Here is a 19,549-nt window from a genome sequence, read left to right on the forward strand (position 1 = left end):
TAAGACGTCCAATTTTGGACGTCTTATTTGACGTTCAATTACATAGATATAGATGATGGGTACTGGGAAAAGTTGCTTAATGACTGACATATTCAGGCATGATATACTAATTTCCGTCAGGAGGTAGAGGAGTCAAAAAGGCGTAACTAAGGGGAACCTTGGCAAAGGTTACAATCTCGCAAATATTTTTTATAAACCCCGCAACTTTTTGAATTCCCCTGCGTTTAAGATGTAGAGCGTTGACAATGGTGACCAATTTAGACAAGGAAGCATGTTCCTTATGGGGAAACTTGTCTATCTATTAGAAAAATTAGCTTTACGGCTATGGTGACCCATTGTATAATGTTTAGGTAGGATTAGGAAACTAGTCTATTTCTACATTCTATTCTTTGTATTTGTTTACAAGTTTCTGCGGCTTAGCTGCAGACCTAATTTATAGGAAACCTGCTCAGGCTCTGGAAAGGGGGTGCAATGGCTAATGAGTAACACGAGCTATTCATTTAAAGAAAACTCTCATATGATAGTTAATCAAGGAGGAGAAAAAAAGGTTATGAAGAAAATTTTGTCCGTAGCTTTGTCTACAGCAATGGCATTCTCCATGTTTGCTTCCGTAGCATTCGGTGCTGATGCCAAAATGACTGATGAACAACAATTCCAAGCACTGAAAACTGCAGGTGTAATGTCCGGGGATGCTGACGGTCTGTCCCACCTGGATAGAGCACTTACTCGTGCTGAACTTGCTAAAATCATCGTTAAAACGATGAACCTTACTCCAGTTGACGCTACTTCTTACAAAGATAAGAACTATGCAAAACACTGGGGCCGTACTTACATTGAAGCAGCTACCCAAGCTGGAATCCTCAATGGTAAAGACGCTACTAAGAAATTGTTCGATCCTAACGGCAAAGTAACTGTACAAGAACTTGCTAAAGTATTGGTTACTGCTATGAAACTGGAAGTTCCTAAAGACGCTAACAACACAGCTAGCGCATGGGCTAAAGGTTATGTAGCAGCAGCAGTTAAAGCCGGGTACCTTGCAGACGGCATTAACTACCAAGCTCAAGCTACTCGTTCCCAAGCAGTAGTTGCAGCATATGCAATCTTTGAAGCAGCTCAAGTTCCTACGGTTAAATCCTACAAAGTAGTTGACAGCAAGAACGTTGAGTTCACGCTCTCCAACGGCGAAGTAGTGAAAGTAACTTTGGAAAAAGCTTTGGAAGCTAACAAAGCAACTGACGTTACTTTCAAAACTAAGGACGGAAAAGAAATCAAAACTTCCGTAACTTGGGCAGTAACTGACGCTACTAAAGTTGAAAGTGTATCTGCTGACAACTTGAAAGAAGTAGTTGTTAAATATGACGGTGAAGTTGATAAAGCAACTGCACAATTGAAAGATAACTACAAATTGAGCGGAAATCTTGCTATCAAATCTGCCGTTCTAAATGATGCTAAGAATACTGTTGTGTTGACATTGGACGGGGATGCTCAACTTCAAAACCAACAAAAATACACTCTCACTGTATCTGGCGTAAAAGCTGGTTCTAAAGTAATCTCTGCAAACAACATTGAATTTGCTCCAGTGGATGCGAAGATTCCTACGGTTGAAAGTGTAACAGGTCTTGGAACTAAGGCGATTAAAGTTGTATTTAGTGAGCCGGTTAAACAATCTTACACTGGTAGCTTCCTTTTAGATGGTCAAGGTTTCTATGGTACTCCTAGTGTGAATAATCGCGAGATGGTTTTGAGATCAAGTTCTGACTTGACTGTCGGAGATCACACACTCTCTGTAGCTGGTGTTGAAGATTACTCGGGTCTGAAATCTTTGAAATCAGAACATAAATTCACGGTTGCTGAAGATAAAACAGCTCCTACTATTTCTGAAGCTACTGCAACCTTAGAAAAATTGACAGTTACATTTAGTGAAGATATTGATCCAGACACTTTGAGTGTTGACAATGTTTACCACAAACGTGGAGATTCCAAAATTAAACCTACACGTTATGTTAAACTAAGCGGTAATAAATATGAGTTCTACTTCACTAAAGAAAATGCTTTGCCTTCTTATGCAACTACAATTTATGTAGAAGGTGTTAAGGATTACTCTGGCAACCAAATTAGTGAAACTTCAAAAGCAGTAACTGCTCAAATTGACACAGAACGTCCAACTGTTGTTGATGTTAGAGTACCTGCAGGTCAAAAAGCACAACTGGCTATCACGTTTAGTAAAGACCTTCAAGAGGGTCAAAAATGGGCTGATTTGATTACTGTGAAAGATAAAGACGGTAAAGTTCGTCAAGTATCTGGAGCTACCTTCAAATCCGATGATAACCATAACATCCTGCTAGTAAACTTCTTCTCTGACTTGCCGGAGGGGACAAATACTTTAGACATCAAAGGCATCAAAGACAGCACTGTTCTTGGCAACGTATTGTTGGATTACAGCACTACGTTCACAGTTGGAGACAGTGGAGCTCCTACTTTTGCTGGTGCATCGTTTAAAGTTGACGCACAGGCCCGTCGCGCTGTTGTTATGTTCAGTGAAAAAATGGACACAACTACATTGGTTAACAAAGCTAACTATGTATTAACTCTTGATGGCAAGCTGGTTGCTTTGCCAAATGAGGCTACAATTACTGTTACTCAAGATGGTAAGGGTGTAGTAATTGATCTGCCGATTGAAATTGGTGGAGTTGATGTTCAAACTAAGTGGACTGATCTTAGAATTCAAGGAGTAAAAGATACTACAGGAAATTATCTTGCTAGCTTTATTAAAGATATTCATCTTGCTGACTACAGCTCCTTGAATGTTAAAGATGCATTTGAAGTAAATAGCACAAATTACTTTGCATCATTAACTGGTAAGAAGGAAATCAAGGTTAAATTGGATCAAGCTGTATCTAAAATCCTTGATAAATCAAAAGTTACTGTATCTGGTAATACTGTAAACAGTGTAACAGCTGACAATACTGACGTAATCACTATCAAAGTGGATAATGAAATTAGTACATCTACTGGGCTTACAGTAACATTTGCGGGTGCAAAATTTGTGGGTGTTGCTCAAAACGAAATCGCTTTGACAGATAAAGTCATTTCTCAAACTGCTACAACTGATACTGTTATTGCTGACCAAGTGAAGCCGGAAGTTAAGTTTGCTACAAATGTATCGACTTATAATGATGTTGATGCTAATGCAACTGATTCCGTTTATAAGTTTGAAATTAACTTCACTGAAACCTTGCGTACAGGATTGGATAACTTTATTGGTGAAGACTTGATCGTTACTCGTCTGACAGATAACAAAGTGCTTACTCTTGATAGTGGGGCTGCTGCTTATTACACCGCAGCTGTGAGTGGCGACAAGGTTATCGTAACAGTAAACGATGGTACTGTGGCAAATGCAAATGCTAAGTATTCTATCGAAATTAAGTCTACTGCTAAGTATATTCAAGACGAATATGGTAACATTGTTGCAGCTAAGAGCGCTGTAAGAACTAATTAATTATCATTAAAAGGCCTGGGGAGCTACTCCTCAGGCCTTTTTTTTATGGTTGAGTAAGTGAAAGAAAAACAAAGTAAGTTTAATTCGATTTTTTTGTATGGGACTTATAAACAATTAATTTGAAACCTTTAGCATACATAAAACGTTTATATAGTTAAGGCTACCAGTAGAGGAATACAAAGGAGGAACGGCTTTGAAGAAAGTAAATAAAGTCGCTGTATTATTAACCGGTTCATTATTATTGACCCAAGTAGCATCATTGGGAGTAAATCCAGTTGATGCTGCTGCAAAGACTGTCACAAAGAAAACAACGACGATTCCGTCATCAAATTTAAATACGTTAGAGAAATTGAGCCCAATACACTTAACCTCAAAAAGTTATGCAAAGCTTACTGATGTTAATATTCTTGCCCAGGATGATGGAAATATACTTACATACACACTAAATATTTATAATGGCGATCAAAGAGACATTCAATTATTAGATTATTGGTCTAAGGTTAAAACGAAAAGTGGGTCAATTCTAACTACACAATTAACAAGTAAAGATAAATTAAAGAAAAAAGTTGCCCCACAATCCCAGGTTACTCTCACCTATATTTCGAAAATTGGAAACATCAAATCTGTCAACGATTTAATGGTGCAATTGGTTAAATGGGATTTTAGTAAACCTAATTATGAGAACACTTTAGGCACATTTAAGATTCCGGCTAATTTTACAACCTTAACCAGTTTGGGACAGACTAAAAAGCTAAGAATCAATGATATCCCTGTACTAACAAAACTTGAAAATCATCAGCTCTATAAGACAAAAGATAAGATATTTACCATGGTTACTTTAAGCATGCAAAACTTAGGATATAAAGTTATCGAGGATCCTAAATATTCCTTTAATGTGGTTACAACGGATGGAGCTAGTTATGCGCTATCAACGGATCAGACTGGTGCAAACTTTAAAATTCAACCCCAAGAAATAAAAAACGTACAGTTGATTGCTGAACTCCCAATACATGCTAAAACGGATAAATTAAAGCTACAAATCGTTACAAGTGATGAAGAATTGAAACAAAACTTACCAGTTGCTACATACTCGATACCATCAGGAAAATCAGCTAGCTTGTTGGTGGATGGGGCCGCATTTAAATCACTAGAGGTAAATGGAACTAAAATTGAAACACAAATTAAAAATACAACCGTTAGTGCTGATGAAGATACCGCAAACTGGTCTTTCTCGCTTTATTTACGAAATATTGGAAATCAAAATGTTTCATTTCCCAAATATGAAGCAAGCCTTTCCTCAGCGGAAGGTTATACATTCCCGATCAGTACGAAGTCTTTTGATAATTTGTCTTTGAAACCTCTAGAAGAGAAGACAATTAATCTTAGTGCATCATTACCCTCATATGTTAAACAGGATAAAGTCGTCTTACAGTTAAATCAAACAGCCGAAGTGGGTGCAGACCAAAAAAGTAAAATATCGTTCCCTGTTGCTTTTTACTCTTTGCCCTATATGGAACAAGTTGCGGCAACGGATGATACGTTATATTCAGTTGAGAATGAGTATGGGAAATACAATTTGAAACTTAGCTCTATTCAAATGTTGCCTTGGGCAGATGGAGATTTAGTGTCAGCTAAGTTTACTGTTATGAATACAAAAGCGACCACGGTTAAGTTGCCTCAATTAGCAGGGGTGCTTAAACTGGATCAAGCAAGCCTAAGCACTGATACTCAAGTGGTAACAACAGCCAACTCAATGATTTTAGGACCATATGGAAGTGCTGATTTATATCTAATCGCTAAGGTTCCAAACGGACTTGATTTCAAACAGGCAATGATTACGCTTCAAGAAAAGAATGGTGATAATCTATTAGATTTCTTGACCGTAAATGCGAGAAAAACGCAGGCTGCTATTCCTACTGTTTCAAAAGGTTCGGAATATCATATTAAAACGGCCGGGAAAAATGCAGAGGTTAAAGAAAGACGAACAGTATTTTACTCCGGAGTATCTTCAAATGTAATGTTCACTGAATTAGAAGTGAAAAGTGAAGAAACTCGTCAGGCGGATCTTTCACAATTAGTAGGATATTATACAACAAAAGATGGGCAGGTTTTTAAAGCTTCAGTAGGTCAGCCGGAAGGCTCCACGAGTCCAAATGGTAAAAATTTGGTTACCCTTTGGGCTAAACTTCCACGTAACTTAGATACGACTGACATGGTACTTTACCTAGGAGAAGGTATTAATGAAGGGAAATTCACAGCGCCTAAGGGAGAATCTAAGGGCTATGTGAATGCAGTAGCCCTAGAATTGAACCAACAAAAACTAGAACCTAAGAGAAATAGCTTAAGTGGTATTGATTTATTCCCTTATAATCTATCCATTCCAAACTTGTCGGGTACGTTAACGGGAAGTGGAGTAAACGTCAAATTCGATTATTACTTATCCCGCAATGGTGAATATGAAATTGGCACCTATGACCATAAGCTGGTTTTGGAACTAAGAGACTCAAGTGGTAAATATTTTGAACAGGAACTTGCACTGGAGCAAGATTTGAAAATCGGTGATAACCAGACTTACTCTCTCAGCTTTAGTAATTCCTTGTTTGAGGATAAACAAGCTGGATCTTTTGAAATAAGTCTTTATGACAAGTTCCAAGGGGAAAAAGTAAAGTTGGCCAGCCAGGCATATTATTACAGTGCCCCCGTACATTTTGGTTCGAAATAATTATGTAAACGAAACAAGCCCAAATCCACACCCGGATTTGGGCTTGTCTCACTCTACCAAAACCTCTATCATAAATTTATAAGAGTCATAGAGGAGGAACATGATGAAGACAGGTTGGAAAGTCGTGGCTGCTGTGGTGCTGCTTGGGGGCAGTGTGTGGGCAGGCACATTGATGAATTTGAAAGCGGAAGGCGCTGGCGTGGGAAATCAGCCGGGGACAGCAGATGATCCGGTGGTGACGAAGAGTTATGTGGATCAAGCAATAAAGCAAGCGATAAACGGTGGTGCAGCTCCATCTGCTCCAATTACCCCGTCTAAGGGCGAAGGAACGGCAAGCAGTGGTTCAGCCTCTGAAGGCGTTAAGATTGTGGAGGTCAAGCCTGGGAAGATTTTGATCGCATCCGCTGGTACGGAGTTTATTGTTCGCGCGGGTAAAGCGGTGATCTACAGCGCGGATTCAAATGGGGTTGCGGACCTAACGGATGGGAAGGATATTTCGAATGGGGGAGCTGTGGTGAACAACCATTTGCTTTCTTTTCCTAAAGAAGGACGCGGTATTCAAGTACAAGAAGGAGATACGCACAACTTGACGGTTATGGTTCGGGGAGGGTACCAAATCAAATAAGGTTTGCCATATATACTAATCATTTATAGGTGTAGCGATGGTCGCTGTACATATACTAAAGCCTGATCAAGACATTATCAGGAGGTGCACCGATCATGGCAGGAAGTAATCGCAATCGTAAACTTATACCGGAAAGTCGTCAAATGCTGGATCAAATGAAATATGAAATTGCTGCTGAGTTTGGGTTGCCTGTGGCCCAGGCTGGTTCTCTTGGAGGCGCTGACACCGAGTTTGCCGGTGAACTGGGAGCTATGGGTGGACAAGGCTCAGGCGGAGGCTGGAAATATCAAACCTCTCGCGAGAATGGCTCGGTCGGAGGAGAAATTACGAAACGGTTGGTCGCTCAAGCCGAGCGTGACTTTTTGCTCTAAATTTTAGCACAAATCTTCGTTTTATTTTGACATGACTTGCCAAATACGTTAATATGACTTTTGAGGATTGTCAATCAAACCTTTTCCGCTCAGGAAAAGGTTCATTTTTTGATGTAGGGCATTTTTAGTATGGGATAGGGTGGCATTTGCCATACTATCCGTGGGGAGGTTGAACTTATGTCCATACAAGGGCGACACTTATTTACTTCCGAGTCCGTGACCGAAGGGCATCCGGATAAAATTTGCGACCAAATTTCTGACGCGGTGCTTGATGCATTCCTGGCGAATGACCCTTATGCTCGTGTAGCCTGCGAAGTGTCTGTAGCTACGGGGCTTGTGCTCGTGATCGGTGAGATTAGTACGAAATCCGAGTATGTCGATATTCCGTCGATCGTACGGAAGACCGTCAAAGACATCGGCTATACTCGTGCAAAATATGGGTTTGACTACAATACCTGTGCGGTGCTGACCTCGCTCAATGAGCAATCGGCGGATATTGCGCAAGGCGTGAACGCGGCTTTAGAGAACCGGGACCCTGCTCAGGTTGATAAGGAGACGGAGAATATCGGAGCTGGTGACCAAGGGTTAATGTTCGGTTTTGCAACGAACGAAACTCCGGAACTGATGCCGCTTCCGATCGCTTTATCGCATCGCATTGCTCGCCGTCTTTCTGAAGTACGGAAGAACGGTACGTTGGATTACCTTCGTCCGGATGGGAAAACCCAGGTGACTATTGAATACGTGGACGGCATCCCGAAGCGTGTTGACACCATCGTCGTATCGACGCAGCATGCGGAAGAAATTTCGCTGGAACAAATCCAGAAAGATATTAAGGAACAAGTCATACTTCCGGTTGTTCCGGCAGAGCTGCTGGATGCTGAAACGAAATATTTTATTAACCCGACAGGTCGTTTTGTCATCGGCGGACCTCAAGGGGACGCGGGCCTGACTGGTCGTAAAATCATCGTGGATACGTATGGCGGTTATGCTCGCCATGGCGGCGGCGCTTTCTCCGGGAAAGACCCGACAAAGGTAGACCGTTCCGCTGCTTATGCGGCACGCTACGTTGCGAAGAACCTCGTTGCAGCTGGCCTGGCCGACAAAGTGGAAATCCAATTGGCATACGCGATCGGTGTAGCTAATCCGGTCTCCATTAATGTAGATACTTACGGTACAGGCAAAGTACCGGAAGAGAAGCTCGTTGAGCTTGTTAGCAAGAACTTCGATCTTCGCCCGGCAGGCATCATTCGCATGCTGGACCTTCGTCGCCCGATTTATCAACAAACTGCGGCTTACGGCCATTTTGGCCGCACCGACATCGATCTGCCTTGGGAAAGAGTAGACAAGGCTGAGGCGTTGAAAGAGCAAGCTGGATTGGAATAACTTACAAAATTCAAAGAAAGACGGGTACCACTCCGAATCGGGGGAGTATCCGTCTTTTTGCGTTGCACCAGTAATCTGTTCTAAACTACGAGGCTAGAATTGCCGTTAATATAAATAGGTATGTCCCTTAATTGCTAGGTGACGATTTATATACATAGGCGTTTTGAAAAGAGAGGAGAAAGTTGCGAAAATGAAAAAGAAATTATCGATTATACTCGCAATAGCCCTGATCATGAGTACATTGGCAGGAACCATGGTCGGCGCGGCGGCTGGTGATGTGCCTACGGCTGTGTTCAGCCCATCAGGTACTACTGTACCGATAGATACGAAGCTAGAGGTTAAATTCCCTGGGCAACAGCTTAGAACAAACGGTCAACAGGTGTACACCATCTCAAGAAATTCATCGGGGGCCATAGAAAAAAACGAAGTGACAATTACACAAGCCACTTATACGGATTCACTAGTATTAACTCCTCCAACAAATTTGCAGTATGGTACAGTCTATACTATCTCATTTCCTGATAAGGCCTTTATCGTGGGAAATCCAAATGGCGTAGAGTCCTCTTCATTAAGTTGGTCTTTCACAACCGTAAGTCAGCCAACAACGGCCCTTACAGCTACTTTTAGTCCAACGAATGGCAGCACGGGAGTAAGCACAAGCGTCCGTCCAGTTATTACTTTTAACCGATCAGTTAGATTAAACCCCAGTATTACCAACGGGGGAATTACGCTAAGAAAAACTAGTAATGGCGCGACTGTTCCAATCAGCGTATCGGTTAGCTCCAACCAAGTAACCATCGTTCCAAGCTATAGCTTGGAGGAGGGGGCTAGTTATTATGTAGAAATCGCAAGCAACGGAATTTATGATGCCCAGGCGCCGCAACTTTATTATGCAGGGATTAGCGGCAGCAGCTATTGGTATTTCCAAACCGTTGCATATGATAAGACAGCCCCTGTGCTACAGAGTTCTACAATGTACAACAATACAGTCATTCGTTTACTGTACAATGAAGCCTTGAACTCATCATACAACTTGCCAACCTCCAGCTTTACGGTAACCGTAAACGGGGAAACTCGTCGCTTAAGCTATGTTACAGTTTCTGGAGATAGCGTATATGTGTACTTAGAGACAGGGATTGCTGTCGGACAGGATGTCAAAATTAGCTATACGGGTTACTCGGGTCAAGGAATTCGAGATATAGCTGGCAACGCAGCCGTCTCTTTTCCAACCAGGGCGGTTACTAACGGCATTGATTCCGTGATGCCAAAACCAAAAGATACGAGCTACGCAACAAGTAATACGGTAACTTTATATTTTAGCGATAGTTTAAAAAGCCCATCCAGCTACGCTTATCAACAATTTACGGTTACTGCCGACGGGAATACTAAATCAATCAGCAGTATATCGCAGAGTGGATCCGTAGTTACGCTATATTTATCCAGTTCCATTTCAAATGGTGAGGTAGTGAAAGTATCATATACTCCTGGGTCTTATCCACTTCAGGACTACCGTGGGATGGACATACCTGCGTTCAGCGACTTTTTTGTACGAAATACGTATGATACTGTTGCTCCCGTATTTAAGCAAGCGGAAGGTTCAGGTAATAAAATCTTCATGACTTATAATGAACTGCTCCGTACAAGCCCTACGCCGATGAAAAGCCAATTTTCGGTACTAGTCAACAATGCGCCTGTCTATGTAACGGCAGTGGAGGTTGTATCCAACCAAGTCATACTTACTCTGGCTTCCTCATTTACGAAGGACCAAAATGTGACATTGTCTTATGTCTCAGGTTACGGTGGAATTGCTGACACTAACGGTAACCTGGCCGGATATGTGAATTTACAGCCTGTAACTTATAGCGTAATCGCGGAGGGAGTTCGATCTATCTCTGTTAACGGCGATACGTTAACGATTGTCTACAATTCAACGCTGCGTACAGCTACGTATGTTCCAGTTAATCAATTTTATGTTGTGGTTGATAAAGTGAATAGAGGAGTTCAGTCGGCATCCATCAACGGAAATACGGTTACCCTGAAGTTGACCTCGGCAGTAACGGCTGGACAGGTTGTGACCTTGTCTTACCTAACTGGCGCGGCTCCGCTATATGATAATGCAGGTAATATACTAAAAAGCTTTAACAATATGCCAGTACAGAACTTAACGGGCGGGCAAACTACGGGGACGAATGTTGGACAAACGGGCCAACCAGACTATTTGTCAACCATGTCCAACGCTGAGCTGGGGGTCGGGGGCTATATTTTAAACACAAACACAGCTCAAACTTCAGGCAGTCGGTCTCGCTCAGGTATAGGAATGAATAGATACACTATTGACACTACAAAACTGCAGACTGCGTTCAAATACTTAACAGATAATAACGTGGTTACTCGAAGAGTGGTGTTTGAGGTTCCTTCCACAGAAAAAGCAGCGGAAGTCGCAGTTCCGATCAGTGCGCTGATGGATATGTACAGCAAAGGCAAGACAGGATCATTTGCCGTTAAGTACAACAAGGTGATGTACGAACTGCCTATTGAAAAGATTCCATTCGCGGAAATTTCGCGGGCATTGAACGTCAATTCCTTGGCATCGGCCTATCTCACTATTCAGTTGGATCCTTTAACTCAGTCACAGTTGCCAACTCTAAATTACTCAAATGGGGTATCGACGACACCAATTGCGGATCCAATGCAAATTTATGTTTCATCCTATAACGGAACAAACGTGAACAACACCGTCGATGTATCATATACCGGCCAGATTTACTTCAGAACGGTAAATACAACTACGAACAATCAGGTGTCTCTTGTCAAGTACAATTTGCCATCCCGTTCGGCTTCATTTGTGCCATCCAAGGTTACAAACGGCAACAGTTTATTGATCTTTAATGGGAAGGTAAATGGGAACTCTGTCATTGGACCTGCTGCAGGGTACAGCTATTTCAACGATACGGCGAAGCATTGGGCTAGAAATGATATCAGCGAACTTGCTGGGAAACTGATTATAGACGGCCACTCCGGTGCGAAATTTGATCCCGACAAAAACATCACCCGCGCGGAATTCGCCACGTTTATTGCCAAAGGGCTAGGGCTTGAGCAAGACGTGACGACGGCCAAACGCTTTCCTGATGTCTCCTCTGGAACGACCGGGGCTTATATCGGGGCTGCTGCGAAAGCTGGCATCATCAACGGGAATGCCGATGGGACGTTTAAGCCGAACAGTAACATTACACGCGAGCAAATGGCGCTGATGATGGTGCGGGCGATGGAATATGCGGGGTACAACACTTCGATGAACGGAGCCAATACAGCGACCCTCACCCGGTTCAAGGACGCGGCCAAAATCCAGGCCAAGGACACGGTAGCCAAGGCGGTGAAGGAAGGGATCATCCAAGGCGTATCGGCCACCTCCTTCCAGCCGAAAGGCAACGCCACCCGCGCTCAAGCAGCGGTAATGCTGAAGCGGGTGCTGGATAAATTGAATTACATTTAAGCGATTTTCTAAAAAACTCCCGAATTCCTGTTGTTTATTCAGCAGGAATAGGGAGTTTTTTCATTTTAAAATCATAGAGGAACGTTTCCGAGAATCGATTAGGGGGAGGGGCAGAGGCCATATGAACATAGCGATATGCGATGATACACAAACCAACGATTTGCCTTCTCTGGTCATCTCCCCGCCTAGTACTTTTTTAGCAATCTAGCTTTTTTTCGTAACTTTTCCTGTTAAAAGTAGTCTATTTAATATAGAGACTAGTTTCTCGAGTGGCAGAGGGTGGGAGTAGCCCATCCGTCTTGAGATTCATTATGTAAATAGATGGGAGAGTTACATAATATTATGGTTGTAAGAAGAGAGATGACCGGGAAGACAGCAGACGAACAAAGTAAAACTTTCGGAAAGTCTAAGCTGGCGCACCTTATGGCACGTAGAGGCAAGCAATTGGCACTCGTCACTCTGGCGGGTTTGATTTGGATTCAGCCAGTCGTAACTTTGGGACCGATTCGTAGCGCTATTTCGACCGTCCACGCGGCGGATAACCAGGTGGTTGAGCTGAGCCGGGAGTGGATCACGTCTGGAGCAAAGCACATTCAATATCAATATACGTTTACACGGTCCGGGAAGCAGCATAAGGCGCTGACGGACGTGATTGCGGTGGATTTAACCAACCCTTATGTTCAGCTTGATGTCATGACGGGTAAAGGCGGTCAATTGACGACCAGACAATCCGTTGAAAATATGGCCAAGGAGACAGGGGCAGTAGCCGGCGTTAACGGCGATTTCTTCAACACGGCAGGGCAAGGTGTACCGATGGGTGCAGCCGTGTCCAAGGGCACGCTCGTGACAAGTCCAGCGCAGCTGCAAGGGATGTATGCCTTCGGCGTGAAGAAGGATGGAACCCCGATCATCGATCGCTTTGGATTTAGCGGTACGGTGCTGGCCGGGGATGGTTCTACGTTCCCTCTAACAGGAATCAATCAGGAGGCATATACGACCGAGCCGGATAAAGGGTACAGCCATGTGAATAAAATGTTCATTTACACCAGTGATTGGAAATCGGAGCAGCGTCCGGCAGCCAGTGGCACAACGCCAACGGAAGTGCTCGTTCAGGGTGGCATTGTGCAGCAAGTATCGCTCAAAGCAGCCATTCCGGGTCCGGTGCCGGCGGATGGGTATATTTTGCGTGCCCACGGGACAGCGGCGGATTATGTAGCTACGCATCTGACAGTTGGACAGCAGGTGAACACGACATATGAGCTCCGTTCCCTCACGGACAGCCAAACCATCAACCCATCTGATCTAAAAATGATGATCGGCGGACACACGCTGCTGGTCGATCAAGGCCAACCATCGGCGTTCACCCGCTCGACGACGTCGATTAGCGGCGGCAGCTCGGTGGCCCGTACGGCCGTAGGCTATTCCCAGGACGGGAAGACGGCCTACATTATTACGGTAGAGAACAACAGCAGCAGCGGCGGACTAACGCTCAAGGAACTGCAAGGCTTTATGACGAGCATCGGTGTATGGAAAGGGATGAACCTGGACGGTGGGGGATCTACGACGATGGTTACACGCCCGCTTGCTGAGAACGAAGTGGAGCTGACGTTTACGACGTCCAACGGCGCGGCGGGACAGCGTGCTGTAGCTAACGGCCTGGGCGTATTCACAACAGCACCGCAAGGCTCGCTCAAGGGTCTGAAAATTATCGGCGAAAAATCGCTATTCATTGGGCAGGCAGTGGCTTACCAACTGAAAGGCTATGATACCTACTACAACCCGATCGATACCTCCGGCGCAAACCCAAGCTGGAAATCCGACAACGGCAACGTCGTCTGGACCAATGAAGGCTTCAAAGGGGTCAAAGCGGGCAGCTCCAAAATTACCGCAATCAGCGGAGAGGCTAAGGACTCGATGACGATCACCGTGCTTGGCGGCAGCGACCTGCAAAGCCTGACGGTGGGAACCTCGTTTGCTCCGCTCACGGCAGGCAGCACGGTATCTGTACCCGTGACGGCCACACTGAAGGATGGACGGAGCGTCAACGTGCCTTCCCAATCAGTGAAATGGACATTTAGCGGGATGAAAGCGGATGTGCAAAACGGAGAGCTTACCGTGAAGGCCGTCAACGCCGGAGCCAAAATCGCTTACGCTACCCCGGTATACGACGGGTTCAACGGAACGCCGATCGTCTTCTCGACCTCGACGGAACAAATTTGGGAAAGCTTTGACAACGCAAATAATGAAGTAACGTTCACAGGTAAGCCGGCAGAGGTAACAGGAACGGCATCAATTGTTCAAGGCACAGGAGACCATGCTAAGACGAAAGTGCTCAAGTTGGACTACGACCTGACGGGCGGCAGCGGCAACAAATTTGCTTATGCTGAGCTTAATGGTACGGTCGGTAAAGCGATTCCGGATAACGCTACAGCAATGACGGTAGATCTGTTGGGCGATTCCAGTTTGAACTGGGTGCGCGCAGAATTTGCAGATGCGAACGGAAAACCGGTTTACGTCGATTTGGCACGGCCGCTTGATTTTACCGGCTGGAAAACATTGACCGTAGACCTGACCGCGAGCGGGATGAAATATCCGGCCAAGCTGAAACGTCTATATGTCGTGAACGTTACCGAAGGTCAGGACGAGCGTGCTATGACGGGCAGCGTTTCATTTGACAATATTAAATTTACAGCTCCTTCATCGGAAGGGGACACGGGCTTCCCAAGCGCGACAGCTCAAATGGCGGTAGGCCAAAAATCGATGACAGTAAACGGTGAAAAACAAACGCTGGATGTGGCTCCACTGCTTAAAAACGGGACAACCTATATTCCGATCAAATATGTGTTGGATGTTTTTGGCGGATCGTCGGTGTGGAACAGTACGTCCAAGAAAATTACGGTTACGCGCGGCACGACTATTCTAGAGTTGACCGTCGGCAAAAGTGAATTTTTGTTGAACGGAGACAAAAAGCAAGCAAGCGTATCACCAATTATCACCGGAGGCAGGACTTTAGTCCCGTTACGTTTGGTATCCGAACAGCTTGGCATTGGCGTAAATTGGGAAAAGAAAACCAAATCCATTACCCTCGAATCATGATATGATTAGTTCGGAACTACTCGGATAGATGGAAACGGAGAAGGATTAAGTGGATTTTCAAGCAGATGCCATTGATCGCGTTATCAATAATGCAGTGAGTGTGTTGGAAAGTAGCAAATTTCAAATTCTCGAAATATTGGAGTCGGCACGAAACGAGCTGAAGACACTTACCTCCGAACTACAAAACGTCATGAAAGAAACCGCAGAAACCGTGGAGAAGGTCGATCAGCTCGAAGTGAATTACCGACGTTCCCGCATCCGGCTGACAGAAGTCAGCCGGGATTTTGTGCGCTATAAGGAAGAGGATATCAAGCAGGCCTATGAGAAGGCGACGCAACTGCAGCTCGATTTGCTCATTTACCGGGAAAAGGAAATGTATTTAAAGGCCCGGCGGGATGAGCTGCAAAAAAGAGCGCGCAATGTAGAAAAGTCGGTTGAACGCGCCGAAACGATCAGCTCGCAGATGGGCGTTGTGCTGGAGTATTTTTCCGGTGAGTTGGGACAGGTTACCCGAATTTTGGAATCGGCGAAAAATCGTCAGTTGATCGGTTTGAAAATTATTTTGGCGCAAGAAGAGGAACGCAAGCGGATCTCTAGAGAGATCCACGATGGTCCTGCCCAGTTGCTCGCAAATCTAGTGCTTAGGACGGAAATTGTAGAAAGAATGCTGGCTAAGCAGGAATTTAAGATGGTCCAAGACGAAATAGTAGATTTGAAGGCGCAGGTCCGCTTCAGCTTGGAAGAGATGCGGAAGGTCATATTTAATTTGCGCCCTATGGCCCTGGATGATCTGGGACTTATTCCAACGCTTCGCAAATACGTTCATGATTATGAGGAGAAGACGAAAATAAGAGCCACCTTTGAAACGAGGGGCAAGGAATATCGGTTGACCTCCCCCATGGAGGCAGCGGTTTTCCGCTTAGTACAGGAAGCTTTGACCAATGCAGCGAAGCATGCTTTTCCAACTTATGTGGGCGTCGAAATAACGTATCAAGCGCAAATCATTCGAATTGTGGTAACGGACAATGGGCTTGGCTTTAAAGTGGACCAACTGGAACAAAAGACGAAAGAGCATACGCATTTTGGCTTAATCGGTATGAGGGAACGGGTGGAACTGCTCGAAGGAAGAATGGAGATCGAGTCAGGAGCCAATATGGGTACCAAAATCATCATCCATATCCCAACGAACACAGAGAAAAGAAAGGAGAACCAGGATGGATAATCAGACTAGCGGGGGAAAACAAACAATTAAAGTTCTCTTGGCCGACGATCACCAACTGTTTCGCGAAGGGCTTAAACGTATTTTGAACATGGAGGATGACATCGAGGTTATCGGGGAATGCAGTGACGGGACCCAAGTATTGGCTTCCTGTCAGGAGCTTCATCCGGAAATTGTGCTTATGGACATCAACATGCCGCTTCTAAACGGTGTTGACGCAACGGCTGAACTGCGAGAAACGCTTCCGGAAGTGAAAGTAATTATCCTGTCGATTCACGATGACGAGAGCTACGTATTTGAGACTTTGCGAAAAGGGGCAACAGGCTATCTGCTGAAGGATATGGAGGCCGAATCCCTGATCAATGCGATCCGTACAGTAGCTGAAGGCAATGCCTTCATTCATCCGAAAGTGACTGGCAAACTGATTCAACAACTCCGCCGCATGGAATATCTAAGCGAGACGGGAGCTATTGCCGAAGACAATGCAATCCGTGAAGCCGGCGTCAAATTTGTGGCTGGTGACGATAACCCACTCACACGTCGTGAGGCTGAGGTGCTTCGCCTGATGGCGGAAGGACGCAGCAATAAGATGATCGGCGAACATCTGTTTATTAGCGAGAAGACGGTTAAGAACCATGTCAGCAGCATTTTGCAGAAGATGGATGTCGATGACCGTACGCAAGCCGTTATTAACGCCATTAAGTATGGCTGGGTAACCCTCTAATATTAGGGAAGCGAACTAGATGAGTTAAGTTAGAGGAAGTACAGAAGAAAAGGGACTGGTTGAGTAGCAGGGTTTTACTACTATGCAGAAGTCGGCTTACAAAACAGGTCCCTGGTGTCCGGAGGCTTATATCCCCCAAGGATGACCGGAAGCAAGGTCTATGACTTCGTGTTTCCTTAGGCTACTGGAACTTGAAGTTTTCGTGCAGCTAGTGGTCAGTTGATCGAAATTTTTCCTCGCTATAAAGTGACCTCCCTGCAGCGAGCTTGATGGTAAGTTGACTTGCTGGACAAGGTGAAGCGGGGATTTCTATGCCTATCGATTCCATATTGTGCTACTAAATGAAGATTGAAGGAGAAATGGTGGCATCATTACCTCTATTTACTTCTAACTACTTCTAACTACCTCTAAGTGGTATAGTCTTTTTGAAAAATAGGATTTAAGTGTATTTCATACAGTTAATTTCTCGTTTTCCGCAGATTGGGAGAAAATAAGTGTAAAAAGTACATTTAAATGACCTTAGCAGGCAGGTAGATTGGAAAAAGGGCGCTTTTAGTTGCACTCTATGCATCTAAAGTGCTGAGATCGAAGATATTGGGGAAAATAGCTGCACTTTTTACATTTAGATGCGCGATTTAGTGGGGATAAGGGCTGTTTAGGTATGGGTATAGGTATAGATTAAGGTTAAGGTTAAGTTGAGAGCTTGGGTACAAATTTAAGTGTGGATATAGGTAGTGGTTACCCAAACCGTGAAATATACATAAAAGTCAGCAATACATAGAGCTGTGAAAACAAGTTACCTAAATTGATGGTCCGTGAGCGCCCAGTAACCGACCCTTTATCAGCGGCATATATTGTCGCTATAAGGGAGGTGAGGTTCCGTGGTTCCCTACATGGGTTGGATATTGCTATGCTACGGATTGGCCGCGGTACTGGTGCACATGCTTCATCGATTTTATTCCCGGCGGAAGCCGAACAGCCACATGATTCATTATGTTTTGGTCACGAGAAATCATGAGGGCCAAATGGAATGGTATTTGAGAGCGTTGTCCTGGTATGCTCGGCTTAGAGGGCTGTCGCTGCAGGTCACGGTGTTGGATGAAGGCTCCAAGGATGATACGCTGGCTATCGCACGCCGTCTTCAGGCTCAAGACGATATGGAGTTGACGGTGATTGGTTTAACTGTTGTGCGGCAGGAAGATGTGGAAGAACAAACGGCTCAAATCAAAGGCGCAAACCCTGTTTATGTTGATTTACGGATCCCCCAGGAGGCGGACAAAATTCCATATGTCCATGTTTAAACAGCGAAATTGTAAACAAAGGCAAGATCATGAGTGGTTGGAGACAATACTGGAAAATAGACAATTTCATAAGGATATACTGCAGCGTTTGAGCGCGCAGTTCAAGGTGTGAAGCACACTCTTACTTTGGCGAAAGCCGGAGGGAGTGTGCTTTTTGCGTTATTAAGGCCAGTTTAGAGTGTATACGTGAAAAAGCAGCTGGGCGGGAGGGGGGCATGAAGGGAGTGCTGTTAAGCGATGATCATTCGAGGCTTCAGTTATACAAAGACAAATGAGAAGCTTTCATTTGAAATAGGTTGGACTTACTTTAATGAGGGAGGGGAGCGCTTGAAAATTTGTTTATACGCCGTTAGGAAACGGCTAGGCTGGCGGCTTATGGTTAGCTTGGATATGCGCGTGGATATGTTGTGGTGGACAGGCATGGGGGTAGGAGAGGGTTCAACTAAAGTTGATAAACCATTAGGTGAATTGGGCAGGATGGAACGGAGAGAGACTGGCAGTGAGGGAGCGGTCGCGGTGTTTTTGTTGTCCGGCAGCATGCCGCTGGGTTGGGCGATTCAACTGCGGGACGGTTTTGTGCCTGTGGCCGAAATGGATCGATGGACACCTGAGGACTGGCTAGACTACATCAGACGAGAGTTGAGAGAGGAGCTCGATTTGGAGCAGAAGCTGTCTTCCGAACAGGGGTTGACGGTGGGGCGAGGAGGTGCCAGGGAGTGGGAATTCCTGCCTGAAAAGAGGGTTAAGGGGGCGGCCGGAGCACGGAAGCTGGAGGTTTGGCTGGGGAGTGAGTGCGGTTGGATTTGGAACGCAAACAAAGGTTTGACCGATCTGGGGCGGTCCCTGCTCGGAGCTTGGACTGGGGATGAGGGACTTGGGGGAACGACCGGTTCCTGGATCATGGGCAGGGCCTCAGAGGAGTGGGGGGAGGGGGCGCGGCGGCTGGCGGCCGCGCTCGAGGGTAGGTCGCTGCTGGAAGCGGAGCTCCAGCAGCTTGTTGCGGAACGCCTGCCGGGGCTGTCGCCGGCCTGGCGCTCCGCTGCCCAGCTCGCGCACCTGCAGGGGCGCGTGCAGTTCACCGCGGGCGTGGCTCCCGCCCACGCCCGCTCGCAGCCG

At 45.2% G+C, this 19,549-nt stretch carries 10 protein-coding genes and 1 pseudogene; all 11 read left to right on the plus strand.

Features of this window, described 5'->3' with window-relative positions; translation table 11 throughout:
• Positions 1-478 precede the first annotated feature (478 nt).
• Positions 479-3,499, plus strand: coding sequence for an Ig-like domain-containing protein (locus ACFQ3W_RS25160; RefSeq protein ID WP_379321991.1), 3,021 nt, complete (start codon positions 479-481; stop codon positions 3,497-3,499).
• A 193-nt stretch (positions 3,500-3,692) separates the two neighbouring features.
• Positions 3,693-6,221: a hypothetical protein gene (locus tag ACFQ3W_RS25165; RefSeq protein WP_379321992.1), complete on the plus strand. Its 2,529-nt coding sequence runs from the start codon at positions 3,693-3,695 to the stop codon at positions 6,219-6,221.
• Between the two features lie 103 nt (positions 6,222-6,324).
• Complete coding sequence (locus ACFQ3W_RS25170; RefSeq protein WP_379322001.1) at positions 6,325-6,846, plus strand: hypothetical protein; 522 nt, start codon at positions 6,325-6,327, stop codon at positions 6,844-6,846.
• Positions 6,847-6,941: 95 nt separating this feature from the next.
• On the plus strand, positions 6,942-7,217 hold the full coding sequence (locus ACFQ3W_RS25175) for a small, acid-soluble spore protein, alpha/beta type (RefSeq protein ID WP_379321993.1): 276 nt from the start codon (positions 6,942-6,944) through the stop codon (positions 7,215-7,217).
• Between the two features lie 177 nt (positions 7,218-7,394).
• The gene (metK, locus tag ACFQ3W_RS25180; protein ID WP_379321994.1) at positions 7,395-8,600 is read left to right on the plus strand and encodes a methionine adenosyltransferase; all 1,206 of its coding nucleotides are present in this window, start codon (positions 7,395-7,397) and stop codon (positions 8,598-8,600) included.
• Positions 8,601-8,790: 190 nt separating this feature from the next.
• Positions 8,791-12,093 (plus strand): SwmB domain-containing protein, encoded by a 3,303-nt coding sequence (locus ACFQ3W_RS25185; RefSeq protein WP_379321995.1) that lies wholly within the window; start codon positions 8,791-8,793, stop codon positions 12,091-12,093.
• Between the two features lie 342 nt (positions 12,094-12,435).
• A complete protein-coding gene (locus ACFQ3W_RS25190) occupies positions 12,436-15,189 on the plus strand; it encodes a stalk domain-containing protein (RefSeq protein WP_379321996.1) in 2,754 nt (917 codons plus the stop codon).
• A 49-nt stretch (positions 15,190-15,238) separates the two neighbouring features.
• Complete coding sequence (locus ACFQ3W_RS25195) at positions 15,239-16,411, plus strand: sensor histidine kinase (protein WP_379321997.1); 1,173 nt, start codon at positions 15,239-15,241, stop codon at positions 16,409-16,411.
• Positions 16,404-17,132, plus strand: coding sequence for a response regulator (locus ACFQ3W_RS25200; protein ID WP_379321998.1), 729 nt, complete (start codon positions 16,404-16,406; stop codon positions 17,130-17,132). The genes ACFQ3W_RS25195 and ACFQ3W_RS25200 overlap by 8 nt, the downstream gene beginning before the upstream one ends.
• Before the next feature lie 893 nt (positions 17,133-18,025).
• Entirely contained in the window at positions 18,026-18,433 is a 408-nt protein-coding gene (locus tag ACFQ3W_RS25205; protein ID WP_379321999.1) for a hypothetical protein, read from the plus strand.
• A 327-nt stretch (positions 18,434-18,760) separates the two neighbouring features.
• Positions 18,761-19,549 (plus strand): annotated as a pseudogene (locus ACFQ3W_RS25210) (hypothetical protein); the annotation flags it as partial.

The organism is Paenibacillus puldeungensis, assembly GCF_042678945.1.
Taxonomy (GTDB): Bacteria; Bacillota; Bacilli; order Paenibacillales; family Paenibacillaceae; genus Fontibacillus; species Fontibacillus puldeungensis.

What these genes read in the sequence shown, in the direction of transcription:
- ACFQ3W_RS25160 (WP_379321991.1), top strand. Translation starts at nt 479, where the DNA reads ATGAGTAACACGAGCTATTCATTTAAAGAAAACTCTCATATGATAGTT.
- ACFQ3W_RS25170 (WP_379322001.1), top strand. Translation starts at nt 6,325, where the DNA reads ATGAAGACAGGTTGGAAAGTCGTGGCTGCTGTGGTGCTGCTTGGGGGC.
- ACFQ3W_RS25175 (WP_379321993.1), top strand. Translation starts at nt 6,942, where the DNA reads ATGGCAGGAAGTAATCGCAATCGTAAACTTATACCGGAAAGTCGTCAA.
- metK (WP_379321994.1), top strand. Translation starts at nt 7,395, where the DNA reads ATGTCCATACAAGGGCGACACTTATTTACTTCCGAGTCCGTGACCGAA.
- ACFQ3W_RS25185 (WP_379321995.1), top strand. Translation starts at nt 8,791, where the DNA reads ATGAAAAAGAAATTATCGATTATACTCGCAATAGCCCTGATCATGAGT.
- ACFQ3W_RS25190 (WP_379321996.1), top strand. Translation starts at nt 12,436, where the DNA reads ATGGTTGTAAGAAGAGAGATGACCGGGAAGACAGCAGACGAACAAAGT.
- ACFQ3W_RS25200 (WP_379321998.1), top strand. Translation starts at nt 16,404, where the DNA reads ATGGATAATCAGACTAGCGGGGGAAAACAAACAATTAAAGTTCTCTTG.
- ACFQ3W_RS25205 (WP_379321999.1), top strand. Translation starts at nt 18,026, where the DNA reads ATGGGTTGGATATTGCTATGCTACGGATTGGCCGCGGTACTGGTGCAC.